At 39.5% G+C, this 14,515-nt stretch carries 14 protein-coding genes; 9 read left to right on the top strand and 5 right to left on the bottom strand.

Translation table 11 applies throughout. The annotated features are described in order from the left end of the window. Window positions 1-274: 274 nt before the first annotated feature. From BUR42_RS06390 to BUR42_RS06380, 3 genes are read left to right on the top strand one after another with little or no spacing between them, the layout of a single operon-like run. Window positions 275-721: a MauE/DoxX family redox-associated membrane protein gene (locus BUR42_RS06390; protein WP_159442225.1), complete on the top strand. Its 447-nt coding sequence runs from the start codon at window positions 275-277 to the stop codon at window positions 719-721. Window positions 722-737: 16 nt separating this feature from the next. Next, complete coding sequence (locus BUR42_RS06385) at window positions 738-1,172, top strand: hypothetical protein (RefSeq protein ID WP_143197358.1); 435 nt, start codon at window positions 738-740, stop codon at window positions 1,170-1,172. A gap of 39 nt (window positions 1,173-1,211) precedes the next feature. Beyond that, complete coding sequence (locus BUR42_RS06380; RefSeq protein WP_074238426.1) at window positions 1,212-1,604, top strand: hypothetical protein; 393 nt, start codon at window positions 1,212-1,214, stop codon at window positions 1,602-1,604. A 150-nt stretch (window positions 1,605-1,754) separates the two neighbouring features. Here the strand turns inward: BUR42_RS06380 and BUR42_RS06375 are convergent, their stop codons facing one another. The 5 genes from BUR42_RS06375 to BUR42_RS06355 all read right to left on the bottom strand — a co-directional run bounded on the left by BUR42_RS06375 (window position 1,755) and on the right by BUR42_RS06355 (window position 9,889). Then, entirely contained in the window at window positions 1,755-2,966 is a 1,212-nt protein-coding gene (locus BUR42_RS06375) for a TlpA family protein disulfide reductase (protein ID WP_074238425.1), read from the bottom strand. Between the two features lie 25 nt (window positions 2,967-2,991). Then, entirely contained in the window at window positions 2,992-4,329 is a 1,338-nt protein-coding gene (locus BUR42_RS06370) for a RagB/SusD family nutrient uptake outer membrane protein (RefSeq protein WP_074238424.1), read from the bottom strand. A gap of 18 nt (window positions 4,330-4,347) precedes the next feature. Next, window positions 4,348-7,905 (bottom strand): SusC/RagA family TonB-linked outer membrane protein, encoded by a 3,558-nt coding sequence (locus tag BUR42_RS06365; RefSeq protein ID WP_159442224.1) that lies wholly within the window; start codon window positions 7,903-7,905, stop codon window positions 4,348-4,350. Between the two features lie 190 nt (window positions 7,906-8,095). Continuing rightward, window positions 8,096-9,253 (bottom strand): FecR family protein, encoded by a 1,158-nt coding sequence (locus BUR42_RS06360; protein ID WP_074238422.1) that lies wholly within the window; start codon window positions 9,251-9,253, stop codon window positions 8,096-8,098. A 66-nt stretch (window positions 9,254-9,319) separates the two neighbouring features. Beyond that, window positions 9,320-9,889: an RNA polymerase sigma factor gene (locus tag BUR42_RS06355; protein WP_074238421.1), complete on the bottom strand. Its 570-nt coding sequence runs from the start codon at window positions 9,887-9,889 to the stop codon at window positions 9,320-9,322. A gap of 713 nt (window positions 9,890-10,602) precedes the next feature. Between BUR42_RS06355 and BUR42_RS06350 the strand changes: the two genes are divergently transcribed. From BUR42_RS06350 to BUR42_RS06325, 6 genes are all read left to right on the top strand, one after another. Beyond that, window positions 10,603-10,947, top strand: a complete 345-nt coding sequence (locus BUR42_RS06350; protein WP_074238420.1) for a hypothetical protein — start codon at window positions 10,603-10,605, stop codon at window positions 10,945-10,947. Window positions 10,948-11,047: 100 nt separating this feature from the next. Continuing rightward, window positions 11,048-11,452 carry a hypothetical protein gene (locus BUR42_RS06345; protein WP_074238419.1) on the top strand — a complete coding sequence of 135 codons (405 nt, stop codon included), beginning with the start codon at window positions 11,048-11,050 and terminating at the stop codon, window positions 11,450-11,452. Window positions 11,453-11,765: 313 nt separating this feature from the next. Beyond that, window positions 11,766-12,278: a hypothetical protein gene (locus BUR42_RS06340; protein ID WP_074238418.1), complete on the top strand. Its 513-nt coding sequence runs from the start codon at window positions 11,766-11,768 to the stop codon at window positions 12,276-12,278. Between the two features lie 83 nt (window positions 12,279-12,361). Further along, the gene (locus BUR42_RS06335; RefSeq protein ID WP_143197356.1) at window positions 12,362-12,706 is read left to right on the top strand and encodes a hypothetical protein; all 345 of its coding nucleotides are present in this window, start codon (window positions 12,362-12,364) and stop codon (window positions 12,704-12,706) included. A 66-nt stretch (window positions 12,707-12,772) separates the two neighbouring features. Then, window positions 12,773-13,399 carry a hypothetical protein gene (locus tag BUR42_RS06330; RefSeq protein WP_143197355.1) on the top strand — a complete coding sequence of 209 codons (627 nt, stop codon included), beginning with the start codon at window positions 12,773-12,775 and terminating at the stop codon, window positions 13,397-13,399. A 175-nt stretch (window positions 13,400-13,574) separates the two neighbouring features. Continuing rightward, window positions 13,575-14,090, top strand: coding sequence for a hypothetical protein (locus BUR42_RS06325; RefSeq protein ID WP_074238415.1), 516 nt, complete (start codon window positions 13,575-13,577; stop codon window positions 14,088-14,090). Window positions 14,091-14,515: the final 425 nt, after the last annotated feature.

Raw genomic sequence — 14,515 nt, 5'->3', positions numbered from 1 at the left:
ACCATATAACACAGTAACCCTTAATTCCAATTTATGCATCGACTGATAACCTTAGCCCATATAAAAACATAATTCCTTTATACTTTCCTTTTTGTATAAATCAACGAATACGAATCCGTCTTGTTTACATTACCGGCGTCCATAGACTTAATGCCAAATGGTATGAAAAGAAATCGCCGTGTGGTTTCGTATTTAAAGTATCACCTGAAAAGCTATCTTCTTTGGTTCCCACCAGACAGAGAATGATAACCCACAATTTTAAAAAATGTTAAGAATGAAAGTTCAGCGCATCATTTTTGAAACCATCGTAGTTCTATTTATTTGCCTTTGGGGATACGCAGCATTCAGCAAGATCTTTGAATATGAAATTTTCAAGGGCCAGTTAGCGAAATCTCCGCTACTGGAATCCACCGCAGGATTTGTAGCTATCTTTTTACCTGCCATAGAAATAGTTCTTGCCTTGATGCTGATTTTCGACCGGACAAAGTGTGCCGGAATTTTAGCTTCACTGGCATTGATGACAATATTTACAGTTTACCTGATCGGTATATTAACTTTTTCCAAGGATGTGCCGTGCAGTTGCGGTGGCATTCTTCAGAATATGACATGGACACAACATATATACTTCAATATCGGGTTTGTTCTGTTGGCCATAGTGGCGCTAATAATCGTGAAAAAAACCATTTGGGGTCAGAACTTTAGGAGATTAGTTCGTGGATAACGTTCAAATTAACCTCATGAAAAGTAAATTATTATTAAAGGCCATTTTATTAATATTTCTGTGCGCTACGTTTGGTGGAATTCCTTCACGCTTTATTACCAATAAAGAACGTTCAGGTAGGGATGAAATACAGCATCAAAAAGGTGTTGCATTCGCAACATTTGAACTTGCTTCTGGAGGGAATCGTTTTGATCCATTAGATTATACCAGTCCGATTAGCGGAACTTGTACTCTTGGATTTGCAGAAATCTGTGCGCTTGACGTTCTGACAAGCGCAGAAGTATATACAACCGTCGAGGCACTTGTCAAAGGTAATGTAGCATTTGCGGGTAAACCCAAAGTTGATGTAGCAGGATCAAGTTTACAAACTGATATAAACGACGCACTTGCTTATACAATCTCTATATGGTACTTAGCACCCAATGGGAGAATGGTCTACAAGCGTCCATAATTTTTTCTAATATTCATTAATCATTAAAAACAAAAACACATGAAAAACAAATTTCTCGGTCTGGCAGTTCTCGCCATTGCAGCTGTAGCAGCTTTCGCTTTTAAAGCTCCTGTTCAAAAGACTTTCGCTTTCCAAACTTTTGAATTGGTTTCTGGTGGTTCACAATTGAATCCATTGGATTATGTAGTTTCAACAAGCCCATCTTGCACTGGTTTAGCACAAGTTTGTACCATTGATGCATTGAACGCAGGGGAAATTTACACTTCTTCTGAATCTCTTGCAAGATTTGGTAACACCCTTTACACAGGGAAACCCAAAATTGATGACGCTACAAACTACAGTTTCCAAAGCGATATCAGCGCAGCAATTGCAGACAATTCAAGTTCAACAATTACCCTTCCTAATGGTAGAGTTATTGAAAAGAAACCTTAATCCTTAAATGGATTTAAATAAACGATGGCGTATAGCATTTACGCCATCGTTTATCAGTTTTATGTGATTTTCAAGTTTGAGTACACAGCGTATATTGATTAGCAAAAATCCGTTTTAAAGTTACCGGGATGTATTCCCCATAACTTGCTTTTATAAATCACTAAAATATTTATTCAGATATTCCTCTAACCCTTCAGGAGACGATACCTGATCCTTATACATAATGACTTTTCCGTCTTTTCCAACTAAAAACGTCTGCGGAACTCCGAGCATGCCATAAGTTGAGAAAAGCGTATTATACTGATCGTTATTTAATAACATAAAAGGCCAATCTGCACCAATCTCATGATGAATCCTCATTATTTGTTGGTAATACTTTGGGCCGGAAACGTCTACTGATAGTACCGTAAAGCCTCTGGTTTTATACTTTTCATAGACCTTTTTTAATTTCGGCATCATGGCTATACAACTGGAACAGCCGATGGACCAGATATCTACGAAGACTAACTTGTTTAAATAGTCTTTTAAATCAATGTGGTTTGAATCTGGGGTTAGGCCTGCTAAGTTTAATGGAATATCTTTCAATGATATAACAGATAGTTTTTTCGCTGCAAATTCTTTCAGTCTCTTATCCACCTCTGATTCTATTATCATCTTAAGCATGTTCTTTTGGTCATCGACAGTCATATTTAAGAATCGAGGATGTTCGATAGGAACATACAATGTGCTAGTAATTTTATCACTTAAAACGGGCGTAGTTTTATATGGCTTGTATGGAATTTCTTCATAATAGTATTTTGCATACTTTAGAAGGTTTCTGACAAAACTTACATAATTAAAGTGTTTACGACCCTGATTGTCTGGATACATTCCCATCATGACGGAATTACTCAATTCTGCAAACTTCAACTCCCATTTCTTCGTCGATGTAACAATAGGTGATTCCATATATTCTTTACGGAACTTCTGATATTGCAACTCCCATTTTTGTTTAGCACTGTAATCGATTTTTGCTTGATAACTTTCAAGAATTCTATCTTGAGCAGCTAGTTTGGGATCTACGAAATACCTGGGAGAAATGGCCACGGTTTCCTCAAACCATGTAAAACGCCTTTGGTCATGGGGAAATGCCTTCCAAAAAGAAATTCCCCACTCTCGATATTCTAAACTCCGGATCTCTAAGTTTGAGAAGAATGTCACACGATCAGTCGAGATTTCGTATGTTAATTTTGGCCGGTCTGACCACATCAGATCCGCATTTTTTTGAATACTACCTTTCGGATATGTATTTATGTTCTGACTTTTGATCTGATGAGTACACGTAATTTTAAGTGCGACTAACATCAATATTTTAAATTTCATCCCCTTGATGTTTAATTAAGATAATTTACCTCTCGTTTTGTTGGATACCGCTTAGGTTAATAACTTCAGCTGGAATCAGCCATATCCAACGGTTATCTTTAGCTGGTAAATTATAGGTTACGCCATTAATGGTTCTTGACAAACTGATATTCGCTCCATCCTCATTTAATCTACGGAGGTCTGACCATCTTGTTCCTCTGAATATTAATTCCTTATTTCGTTCATTAATAAGGATCTGTATAGCATCCTCTTTGGAAGTTGTTTGAACGGGTGTGAAACGATTGGTTTTCCACCGCCTAACCAGGAGATAATTCAGATCTTTCAAACCGTCTTCAATTCGATTTAACCGTACCAAACATTCACTACGGATAAGATAAACTTCATCAGTCGCTATTCCACAATAACCTTGATTGCTTACAGATCTAAAGTAGCTACCCTTAAAAACAGCACTGCCGTCTGCATTTATCATAAAAAGCACTTTTTTTCGAAGATCATTTGTATGATAGGATTGGATCAAAATAGGATTTGCGGTGACAACTGCGTTCGTGCTAACGGAAGTCATTCCTGCGTCAAATGTGCTTTCAAGATTAATCCTCGGAATGCTGGGATTTGCTAAAGTGTCCAAAGTATTGTAATCTAATAATTGTGGGCTTTCAGCAAGGTAAAGGCTGGAATATTTCTCAGCTTCGGAATATTCTCTCATGCTCAAATACATTTTTGCAAGAAATCCATAACAGGAAATCTTACCTGGCAAATTAATCGCTATGTTTCTGAGCGGAAGTAAACCTATTGCTTCCTTAGTATCGCCAATGATCTTGTTATAAGTTTCTTGCAAACTCGCCCTTGAAATTTTCTCTTCAACATTAGGGGTTAACCGCAATGGTAAACCAAGCGCTGTTTGAGCATCTGGTCCATATGGCCGACAATACACCTGTGTCAATTGATACAAAGAAAATGCCCTGAAAAATAATGCTTGCCCCCGTAAATCATTTCTCTCAAATTCAGTACCTTCTTTGATCCTCTCCATTTCTGTAAGCACCAGATTTGCAGCATATATTCCTCTGTATGCACCCGACCATATGTCAAACAGAGCATCTTTATCCCAGCGGTATGCATTCTGAAAGTTAATTGCCATTGTAGAATAAGCGGAATTTGAATGGACATACTGATCTGCACCAATATTCACAAGGCCACCAAATGATATCATATTTGGCTGTCGAAGAACACCCTGGAGATCTTTTAGCGTGTTAATCGTTGTAATGGATTGATTTGGTTTTTCGTCCAAGAGTTTTGAGCAAGATGCCACAATTGCGGTCATGCTGAATAGTGATAGCAGGGATATTTTTATGTAAGTTGTTTTCATCTGATAAGGATTTAAATGCTACAGTTTGATGTTTAATCCGAAAGAATACGTTGTTGGTGGAGGGAACATAGAGTTTGCAAAATCGGGGTCGTAGTTACTTTTTGTTTCTTTCCAAAGAAGTATATTTATATTTCCAATATAGGTATACAGCTCAACTCCCTTAATCGGCCACCGAATATCCCCTTTGTTATTCCAGGTATAGGCAAGCCTGACGTCCTGTAGGCGAATGTGATCTCCTTTTTCGAAATTAACCGCCGAATAAGCATAAAATTTATCCCTGTTTGCATTAGCTGGATATGGCATTGACGGAATATTGGTTATCTTTTCATCGCCTGGCTTTTGCCACCTATTGAGATAATCACTGTGGTTGGCTGAAGAGTTATAAAGTGCATTGTAATCAATGCTTGGTTTTCTGAAATAATATTGAGCCCTATAGGAAATATTTGCACTTAATGAAAATCCAGAATAGGTCATCGTATTTAATATATTTCCATATAATAACGGCAGTGTGGAACCTACATATTGTTGATTCTTTAAGCTATCGTTAAATATCGCTTGATAGTTATTGCTTATAGTTTTTCCAATGTATCCCCTTGGATCACCATTTGTTGGATCTAAACCTGCCCATCCGTATGCATAGATAGCACCATAGATGTCTCCTTCTCTTATTATTGGTCCTGTCTGCACATTCTTTGTTTCCTGGAAGAATTTCGAAACGGTGGTCTTAGCATAAAAGACATTGAAATTAGTAGTCCACGTTATCATACTGCGGACATTTTGTGTTTGTAATGCAAAATCAAAACCTTTTGTAGTAAGATTCGCGGCATTCTTCCTAATTTGGCTACCAGTAATTCCTAATGAGGGATCAAGTGGGAACGCTGCTATCACATCTTTAGATTTTTTTCGATAAACATCAATGGTACCTGAAACTCTGCCCTTGAACAACCCGAAATCTATTCCCGCATTTGAGGTTCTAACTTCCTCCCAACGTAGGTTTGGATTAGGAGCAGTAAGGGGAGTTACATAATTTTGGCCATAAATATTAGGTGAAGCCACTTGTGAGATCGTTGCTAAGGCAGATACTGAGTTATTGGAATTTCCAGCGTACCCATAAGATAATCTTAAAGCCAGTGTTGGGAGCCAAGTTGCCTTGTAGAACATCTCGTTGCCAATGTTCCATCGTCCACCTAGTGACCACAATGGTTTGTATTTATTGTTTGTAGAAACGCCGAAGAGATTTGAGCCATCTTTTCTAGCGCTGAAATAGACCCCATAACGTGACTTGTAAGTATATGAGGTATTCATGAGAATAGAAACAAGGTTGTTATTCTGAAGCGCGAAATTTACATTATTTGGTATTTGTTGGGTTCCTCCCAGGAAAAGAGGATTTTGAATGGCATAATTAATTAAGGGCGAATATCGAAGTAATTCTTCATCATATCCATAAACAGTTCTTGTACTTTCATCTAATTTAGCAGCTGAGAATTCCCCGGCAACAAGTGCTGTGAAATCATGTATGCCATTCCAATTCTTCCTAACATTTAACTGTCCACGCAAATTATGGGAAGTAAGTTCATTTTCCCGTAGGTCTAATATTCCTCCAACCGGAATAGCGCGTGCATAGTTCGTTGGTGCTGTAAATTTATTAATCAAATCTCTGGTAAAGAAAGACTTGACATCTTGCATATTTCTTCCATCAAGTGTTTGCCGAGTATATTGATATTTTACATCTGCTGAAAGCCACGAGTTAACTTTAAGATTTGTTCCGAAGTTCATCCTTAGTAGATTTGTGGTATTAGTATTGTCAACTAAGTCTCTTTCATCCAATGGACGATAATTCCAGTCTAATAGTTTGTCAGCAGGTAAGGAGGCTAAATACGCTGATCCGAATGATGTAGGAACAGTTAAATGGTTATCATTTTCGTCTGCTAGTCTTGCATATGGATATAAGAAGCCACGTCCAGGAGATCCGGGATACACATTTCCATCAGCTGAATACTTATCATGGTTGTATTCTATGCCTAACATCAGTTCTAATGGCAGGATGGGTTTGAATCGTATATTTGAATTGATAGTGTAGCGACTCCTGCCACCAGGTCCTTGTAGGGTACTTTTATTATTATCCGCTCCAAATGACAAACTATAGTTCATTGTGTTAGACCCGGCAGATATATTTACAAAATTCTGATTGTTAATTCCTTGGCGGTAAACATGTTTTCTTGCTTCGTTACGGACATCAATACTTCGTAAACTATTTATCTGCTCTTGGGCCTGCGTTTCAGATATGCTACCTGCGCGCTGCTTTGCTAATATGTCTACCACTGGAGAAACAGAAAAAAAGGACGGAAATTGAATAGCCGTATTATAAAAACCTTTGCCAAAAAGGTTCATCTCCATATCAATAAATTCACTCGAACTCATTTGAGGCATATAGAAGAGATCGGGTTTCGTAGTAATGGCAACGTTAGAAGTAATATTGACGGACGCTTTTTTATTATAGCTTCCAGTTTTAGTTTTGATAACCACAACGCCATTACCGGCACGAGATCCCCAAATTGAAGTGGCTACGGCATCCTTGAGTATGCTGACACTTTCTATATCATTAGGATTGAGGTTAGCGATCTCACCTGTAAAAGGAAAATCGTCCAGAATGATCAACGGGTTTTGAGCAATCATCCCGTTCAGGTCTTGACTTGTATTTAAAGTAGATACTCCTCGCAACAGAAAGGAGGATAATGACCGCTTGTCAAAAAGTAATCCTGTAGTTCCATCAAGGCGTGATAAAAGATTGGTACTAACCTGCCGTTGCAAGATAGTGCTATCAACTACAGTTGCAGCACCAACAAACCTTTCGGGCTTGATTGCTTCATATCCCGTTTGGATCGTAATCTCTTTTAGTTGGGCGGTTAGTTCTGGAAGGGTTAGGTTAATCTCTGTTTGATTGTTGATTTTGATTTGTATTGTTTGGAAGCCAACAGAACTGAATACAAGCGAAGCATCTGGTTCTGCTTCGATAGAATAATAGCCATTTTGATCAGTTACTGTACCTATGTTTGTGCCACGGACACGAATGCTAACCGCAGGTAAAGGTATGTTCTTAATATCAGTAACCCTTCCCTTGACCCGTATAGGTTTTGCTTTTTCGGGTGTTGGCTGATTTGTTGGTTGCGCTTTCGGTTTGATGAGGATAGTTTTGTTTACAATTTCATACCGATATGGGAGGTCGCTAAAGATCTGGTCTAATGCTTCGGTCACACTGACTTTATTCAGTTGTATGGTCACCGGCTTGCTGCCAGCTAATAGGGCTACGCCATAGGCAAAACTGTAGTCCGTCTGTTTTTCTATGGCGCGGAACACGGTTTCTAGTTCCACCTGCTTCAGCTGGAGAGTGACCTTCTGCGCTTTGGCCTCTGAAAATGCATTCAGGCAGCAAATTGATATCAGAAAGGCGGCAATGTGAATCCTCATGATGACTTTCATTAATAATGTATAGGTAGAAGGATCTCCTTTAGATAAATGGATACACCTTCTCTTTCCCCTGAAAAAGGGATGAGAGCAGCAAGTAGATTTTTTCATACTTTTGCTTTGTTTGATGGTTAGTAAAATGTCGCTTGTCAGGTGATATGGTGCTTCCTCAAACATTTTTCCGGATACGTGGTGAGACACGTGTCCGGTTTTTATATATAGGAAGCATGGCGTGATGGTCGTTATTCTTGTCTTCTCATGCGATTCGATTATGGTTAATTACTCTGTTAGTTTAGTTGTTTCAATTGCCTACAATCAGTACGGTTTCTTCGGATTGTTTTTCAATTCTGAATCTTATACCCATGCCTTCCAGGATGCGCAATAGTTCTGATAGATTGCTATCCCTGGAAATACCTGCGGTAAAACGCTGCTGGGAGATTGGACCTTCATACTTTACGGTTAGGTTGTACCATTTACTCACAACCCGCATAAGGGATGGTAGATCGCTGTTACTGAATTTTAGTTTTTTGTCTTCTTTCCATGCTACCAAATCTTCATCTAATGGCTTTACGATAAGCTTTTCCTTTTCGTTCTTGGTTTGGTGTTGTAATACGGCCATCTGGCCTGGCTTGAGCGTTTCGCTTAAATTAAGCTGAGTGGAGAATACACGGACAGAGCCTTCGCGGAGAATTGTTCGAACGGTCTGTTCATCTGGATAGGAATTGACAAAGAAGTGTGTGCCCAGCACCTGAACCTCTTGTGTCTTGGTTTTTACAATAAATGGTTGCTTTGCATCTTTGGCTACTTCAAAATACGCTTCTCCGGACAAGTATACCATCCGGTTTTTTAGGTTTTTGAAATTGGCTGGAAATTTAATCTCAGTAGCTGCATTCAGCCATACCTTGCTACCGTCTGAAAGATGGACGATATATTGCCCGCCTTTTGGTGTGCTGATTGTGCTGTTGACCATACTGGTAGGGGCAGAAGAATTGGAAGAGGTAAAGACCACTTCCCCGTTATTTCTTTTTTCTATGATAAAATAGTTGTTTGGGATATTTCCCTTATTGACTTTACTGAGGTTGATTTTTTGGCCATTGGGCAGCGTAAGGATGGCGTAATTGCCACCCGGAGGCACATCTTTAAGCTGCTGAACCGTATCCGGTATTATATCCTTATCTTTTCTTTCGCTGAAGAGGTACCCTACGGCAAGGGACATTACTACTGCTGCGGCAGTTGCGTACGGAATTAATCGTTTGAGCTTTGACTTACGGGAGATAGTGGCGTTTTCAATCATCGCCCATGAATCATGGGTTTCGGATCGGAGTTCATCTTCAGTATACTGTTCCGGGTTACCCTGTGACTGATCATCGAGCATACGCTCAACTATGGCTTTTTCCACAGCGGAACATTCGCCAGCCAGGTATTTATCAATTAACTCTGAAGCTTTTTTCTTTCGCATTTCTATTGGCCTATATATACTAGTGCCATGAGAAAGCGAAAAGTGGCAAAAAAAACGAAGTTTTTTTTAAAATAAGAAGAATCTTAGTTTTTGAAGTGTCAGCTTAAGCCGTTTTGACGCACGATAAACCTCACTCTTTACCGCATCAGTGCTGATATTGAACTGTTGGGCTATTTCTATTTGGGAGTATTTGCCAGTCCGGCTAAGATTGATGATTGCTTTCGTACGTTCAGGAAGGAGATTGATATGATATTCTATGATGTCATTCGTCTGCCTGTCGATCAAACATTTTTCGGGGCACGCAGCAGTTTCCTCGATTATTTTTTCCAGAGTATCCAGAAACCCTTGATGTCGTTTTGATTGTCTGATAACTCTTATCATTCGGTACCGGGTTACACCAAACAGGTATTTCAGAAAGGAAGAATGATACTTCAACTTCGAACGGGTTTCCCATACAATAGTGAAAACCTCCTGAAGTATATCTTTTGCCAGATCTTTATCTTGCAAAGATCTCTTGGCGTAACTATAGATCAAAGGAGAATAGCGGTCGTATATTTCAGTGAAAGCAAGCTTGTTGTTTTCGCGGAGTAATTCACTCAGTTCATTTTCTGATAATATTTTATAATCCCGTTTCATTACCCTATTAAATGAAAACCTGCTTATTAGCAATATGCTAATTTACAACTAAATTAACATTAATAAAAACAACTATGCGTTAATCAGCTTTTGGAAGAGGCCGTAGCTGAAAACAAAAGGGAAATTATACCTCCGATTACTCTCACTGGCATATAACCTATATCCGTACACGTTCGGTTTAAATGCCTTAAATTTCCTTCAGTCAATATACTGAAATTATTCAGGGCAGGTAGTAATTGTTAATTGCTATAACATACAAGCATGTATGAGAAGGCGGCCCAAAGCTTTGTCCGTTGCAGCATAAAGCAATCATGGAGCCGTTAACAAAAATGAGGTCATTAACGGGAGGTTAACACGGTATGGGTCGGTATATACTACCTCCATGTAAAAGCCCTGTCAGGAGTGACAGGGCTTTTTTCTTTTTTTCAATGAAATTTAATACTCCCAATAGCAATTGGAAGTACGAACAAAAATTTATCTCCAATTAAATTAATCTTTCAAATCTAAATTATGGAAGATTTACTTGATGTTAATGACAGGTTAATTCCGGACAATCCAATATCATTCTGCAAAGGTTTTGCTGGAATATTTTTGGAAACTATTCACCCTATATATTGAAAACTTCATCTTATGTATAACTGGGCAACCAGAATTTTTTCTATGATAAAAATATAGGCGCATTTCCAAACAGCGCTTGCAACTTTTTCTATGATATGAAATATGTACTTCTTAACCTCATTCTCATTTCATCAATTGCCGGATGTAATTCCTCGCTTGACAAGAGAGGAAGTATCCCTGTTCTATTGAATGCCGATAACAATAAGGATTCAAGTAATTATCTGTTAAAGCGGATATTTGGAGACTTCCCCCGCGGTGGAAGGTTTGGTGGCCATCCGGGCATTGCTCAAGATGGAAAAATCAATTTTCCACTTCTTTTTTCAGATACAGCAATTATTAAGGCAGATGGTGCGGTGAAAATCAGTTACACCTACTTCAATGGAACAGACTCTGTGACGGAGATTAAAGAAATTCATTTTGGCTTGCCAAGCTCCAACTGATCTTCCGTAACCAAATAACCTAAACAATCCTCGTAGACTATCCCCAAGGGGACAGTATGACTATGCGTATATCTGAATGAAATCTAACACATAATCGTATATGAAAATACTTTGGCTTTTGGGAATGCTGATTGGCCTGCTAATCGCCACCCTGGTAATGTACATTGTGGTTTCTTCTTGGAACAAAGATGGGAATGCTGCTATAGAGTACAGGCGAGATAATATCGGGGATCAGTCAAGTGGGTTGCGGGATAGGAGTATCACACTTGATGCAGGAAACTATTCTGCCAGAGGGCTTTTCGACTCAATTGAAAAGCGTGGATCTATGTATTTTAGCTACCGCCATGCTGATATTCCTGATTCCTTCAGGATTATACGAAAAATGGAAAACATAAGCATCCAACATACGCTCGAACTGATATCTTTAAGGATGCGGAAGTATGCTGGGTATATTTGGATGATCTGGTGCGACTTCAAAAACAAGAGATTGTTCCGCTTATTCTAAATCGGGGTTACGTGCCTTTATCGGCAAATGTGATTATCCAGTATTCGTTTGCTACTGAATATAAAGACCGACCATGCATTCTAGGCCTCTGGTAATTTTTTCTGCAAAATGCACTAAAATCCACATACCCTAAATGTCTTCAATTTGAAATTATAATTAGACAACTAACTGAGCTGAATACAGCATAGCTGTTTTCGGAATTGGCCAATCCTTTTTTAGAGCCGAATGGCAGAACGCCTACCCTCAAATTGAGGTTGCAGGTGCGGATTTCTATTGTTATTGCGGAATATTAAACGTTTTAAATAACCACAAGATGAAACCTAAAGTTAAGTTTGACAGCATTGTTATGGAATTTTTTCCTGTGCAAGGTTTAGCAATCATTAAAGCTGTAGTGGAAATCGACAGGCAACTGAGGAAAATATACCCACACTACGACGGGCCAGCTTCGATTGAGGAACATGATTGCCATTTCGCTATTGCCTATACTGTTTATGAGATCCACCATCATCGTTTGTTCGCTCAGGCTGTTCGCCATTATCTCGCCAGCGGTTTTACACCGTCCACAACCTCTAAAGGCAGTCTTAACGATGCGGTTCACACCCTTAAACAAGCAGGTTCTGAGCTATTAATTAAGATATCTGGATTATTGCGTGAACCCTGTTGCCACACCTGGCAATATCCAAATTACTATTGGAAAGAGGGTGAGCCTATAACTCCAAGCAAACATAAACAGTTGGACATCTTTATTACAATTCTTGAAACTCGAAGTGAAATAGAACAACAAACGAAACGACCGCATCTTTTAGTCCCCGATATTCTGGATTGAATGCGCATCCATCATGTTTCAAAGCACCTTCAGAAAAACACGCCAGACGGTATCCCATTATTCATATCAGAAAACATATGCCCATGAACAGGCTCACCCTTCTCTTTTTGCTTTTATCTTCTTCACTATTCGCCCAGGATTCTGCCACAATTACAGGTAAGCTGTTTGACGAGAAAACCAACACTCCAATAAAAGGCGGCAAGGTTCAGGTATTCTTACAGTTCTCAGGCGCTTTTGTTACAAACGCAGTTTGTGACAGCTTGGGGCAGTTTTCCATCAGGGCGAGCAGATCTTTGGAGGACGAGTTTCTAAACCTTATTTATTCCGGGCCTGGTTTTATCACTGAAAAATGGACAGTGACCGGAGTGAGGGATTTGAATTTGGGCATCACCACGTTGGAAAGGGCAAGACGCCGCAAGAAACATTGATGCCAAGCCTAAATATGGTTACCCCCAGATCAAAACTGTAATTCTTTCAAACCAACAATTAGGAACATGCAACGCTTTCTATTGATACTATTTATATGCTGTGCAATTTCGTGCAGGAAGTATAATATTGACAGTCTATCACAATCATCATCTGGTGACGGACCCACTTATCATTTCGCAGATGCCAGAGTTGTCCGTGTAGAGGGATGCGCTGAAAAACCTGTGTTACTGGAGTTTTTAGGTGGGAGCTGGAGGTCTGTATTCTCAATGAGCTTTGGATTTAATGCTAACGATGAATATTGGAGCTTTAACGTGCCAGATAGTTTGAAGGCACCTGGGCAGGAATTGGAAGTGTATTTCAGACCTATACATGCAAAATACTGGAAAGTGTGCAGCTATATCCCCCCTCCAAATCAGATTGAGTTTCGTACGATAAAGCCAGCACTCCATTGGTCAGAGTTTGAGGTAATTGGCATCACTATGGATTGCTGGAAAGCTATTGTAAAAATAGACCCGTCCTTTAAATATACCTATGGCACCACAGTCCTCTTAGTTAATTTGCCTGACTCCTTAAAAGTCATTGGAAAGCGGGCTGGAGGTTACCTGAGATATGCCTCGATGACCGAACGGGTAAAATGCAATAGCGCTGTTAATTTTAAACAGGTAATGATAAACGGCCTGATAGCTTGGTAATTTGATGTCAGGAATGTGCCACCTGTCACAGATAAGGAGACGAAGAAGGGGAAACTGATGCCATCGATCCCAAAGTAGACGAGGAACTTATGGAACTGGCAGAGGTCATTAAATCCCTTCATGACGACCATAGATATGTACTTTGTAAAATTAGATAGCTTATAAAGATGATCATATGAAAGCAGGAGTTAACATACTCTTCCTTCAGGAGAAAATAGGCGTTTTACAGGCTACCCGCGAATTTGCTTTTCAGCTTCAGAAGTCCAGAGATAGCTTTGACTATAAGGCAGCGCTGAAATCTATGGGAAATAAGGCGATTGGCATAAAGTATTTTTATGAACGATCCCTCAACCTGGTAAATTGGATTTACTGCCACAGTACCTTCAGCACAGTTCTGAAACATCACAAACAAACAATCTGCTGCGTCGAAGTAGGATCTCCCGCAAGTACCCTGACTTCATCGTTTCTGCTTCTTCAGGAATCGGCTTTGACATTATTGGGTTTGCTAAACGACGATTTAGAAAAGCTGGAAAAGGAATATGCCTCCACCGGATTGAGGTGGACAGCGCGCAACCACATGAAGGAGCACAAACTAGGGATTGATATTCTGAAAACCATCGTTCGTACCAGGCCAGAGCAATTCTGGAATGATATGTATGAACAGGGGTTCAGAGATAGTTCCATATTTTAAACTATAAATATCATGGTCAGATGGTAATGACAGTTAATCAAGTTTTACCATAATAACCCGATTGCCAATTTTTTGAGTTCACAAACCTGCTTTTACCGGCAGGTTTTTTTGTTTTAATACTGAAAGGTCGCTTCTCCTAACAATATCCAGCTCTTTTCTGATAGGCCTTTGTATAACACAAGCTATTATCACTTGCACTGCTGCTTTTTATTTTTTTCATAGCCCTTATTCTTTCCACTCAAAAGGGTTTCTTTTTTCCCCGCCCCCTGGCTGGTATTCGTCCCAGGCAGACCGGTATGTAGTGCTGCAAACATAAAACACTTGTGCGAAAAGTGCTTCCTTAAATGAACGGCAGGGGCTACGCCTCAATCCCGCCGTTCACCCCCCGTAAAGGGGGGCATTTATCAGCACATATTCGCCCAAGT

Origin of the sequence: Chitinophaga niabensis (assembly GCF_900129465.1) — a bacterium.
GTDB classification, from domain to species: Bacteria; Bacteroidota; Bacteroidia; order Chitinophagales; family Chitinophagaceae; genus Chitinophaga; species Chitinophaga niabensis.
Note: the sequence above shows the minus strand (reverse complement) of the source record. Positions and strands in the feature narration are given on the sequence as shown.

Excerpts from the sequence above, each read along its gene's own strand:
- BUR42_RS06390 (WP_159442225.1), top strand. The coding sequence starts at position 275 with ATGAAAGTTCAGCGCATCATTTTTGAAACCATCGTAGTTCTATTTATT.
- BUR42_RS06365 (WP_159442224.1), bottom strand. The coding sequence starts at position 7,905 with ATGAAAAAATCTACTTGCTGCTCTCATCCCTTTTTCAGGGGAAAGAGA.
- BUR42_RS06330 (WP_143197355.1), top strand. The coding sequence starts at position 12,773 with ATGCAACGCTTTCTATTGATACTATTTATATGCTGTGCAATTTCGTGC.
- BUR42_RS06340 (WP_074238418.1), top strand. The coding sequence starts at position 11,766 with ATGAAACCTAAAGTTAAGTTTGACAGCATTGTTATGGAATTTTTTCCT.
- BUR42_RS06370 (WP_074238424.1), bottom strand. The coding sequence starts at position 4,329 with ATGAAAACAACTTACATAAAAATATCCCTGCTATCACTATTCAGCATG.
- BUR42_RS06335 (WP_143197356.1), top strand. The coding sequence starts at position 12,362 with ATGAACAGGCTCACCCTTCTCTTTTTGCTTTTATCTTCTTCACTATTC.
- BUR42_RS06380 (WP_074238426.1), top strand. The coding sequence starts at position 1,212 with ATGAAAAACAAATTTCTCGGTCTGGCAGTTCTCGCCATTGCAGCTGTA.
- BUR42_RS06350 (WP_074238420.1), top strand. The coding sequence starts at position 10,603 with ATGAAATATGTACTTCTTAACCTCATTCTCATTTCATCAATTGCCGGA.
- BUR42_RS06385 (WP_143197358.1), top strand. The coding sequence starts at position 738 with ATGAAAAGTAAATTATTATTAAAGGCCATTTTATTAATATTTCTGTGC.
- BUR42_RS06345 (WP_074238419.1), top strand. The coding sequence starts at position 11,048 with ATGAAAATACTTTGGCTTTTGGGAATGCTGATTGGCCTGCTAATCGCC.
- BUR42_RS06375 (WP_074238425.1), bottom strand. The coding sequence starts at position 2,966 with ATGAAATTTAAAATATTGATGTTAGTCGCACTTAAAATTACGTGTACT.
- BUR42_RS06325 (WP_074238415.1), top strand. The coding sequence starts at position 13,575 with ATGAAAGCAGGAGTTAACATACTCTTCCTTCAGGAGAAAATAGGCGTT.
- BUR42_RS06360 (WP_074238422.1), bottom strand. The coding sequence starts at position 9,253 with ATGCGAAAGAAAAAAGCTTCAGAGTTAATTGATAAATACCTGGCTGGC.
- BUR42_RS06355 (WP_074238421.1), bottom strand. The coding sequence starts at position 9,889 with ATGAAACGGGATTATAAAATATTATCAGAAAATGAACTGAGTGAATTA.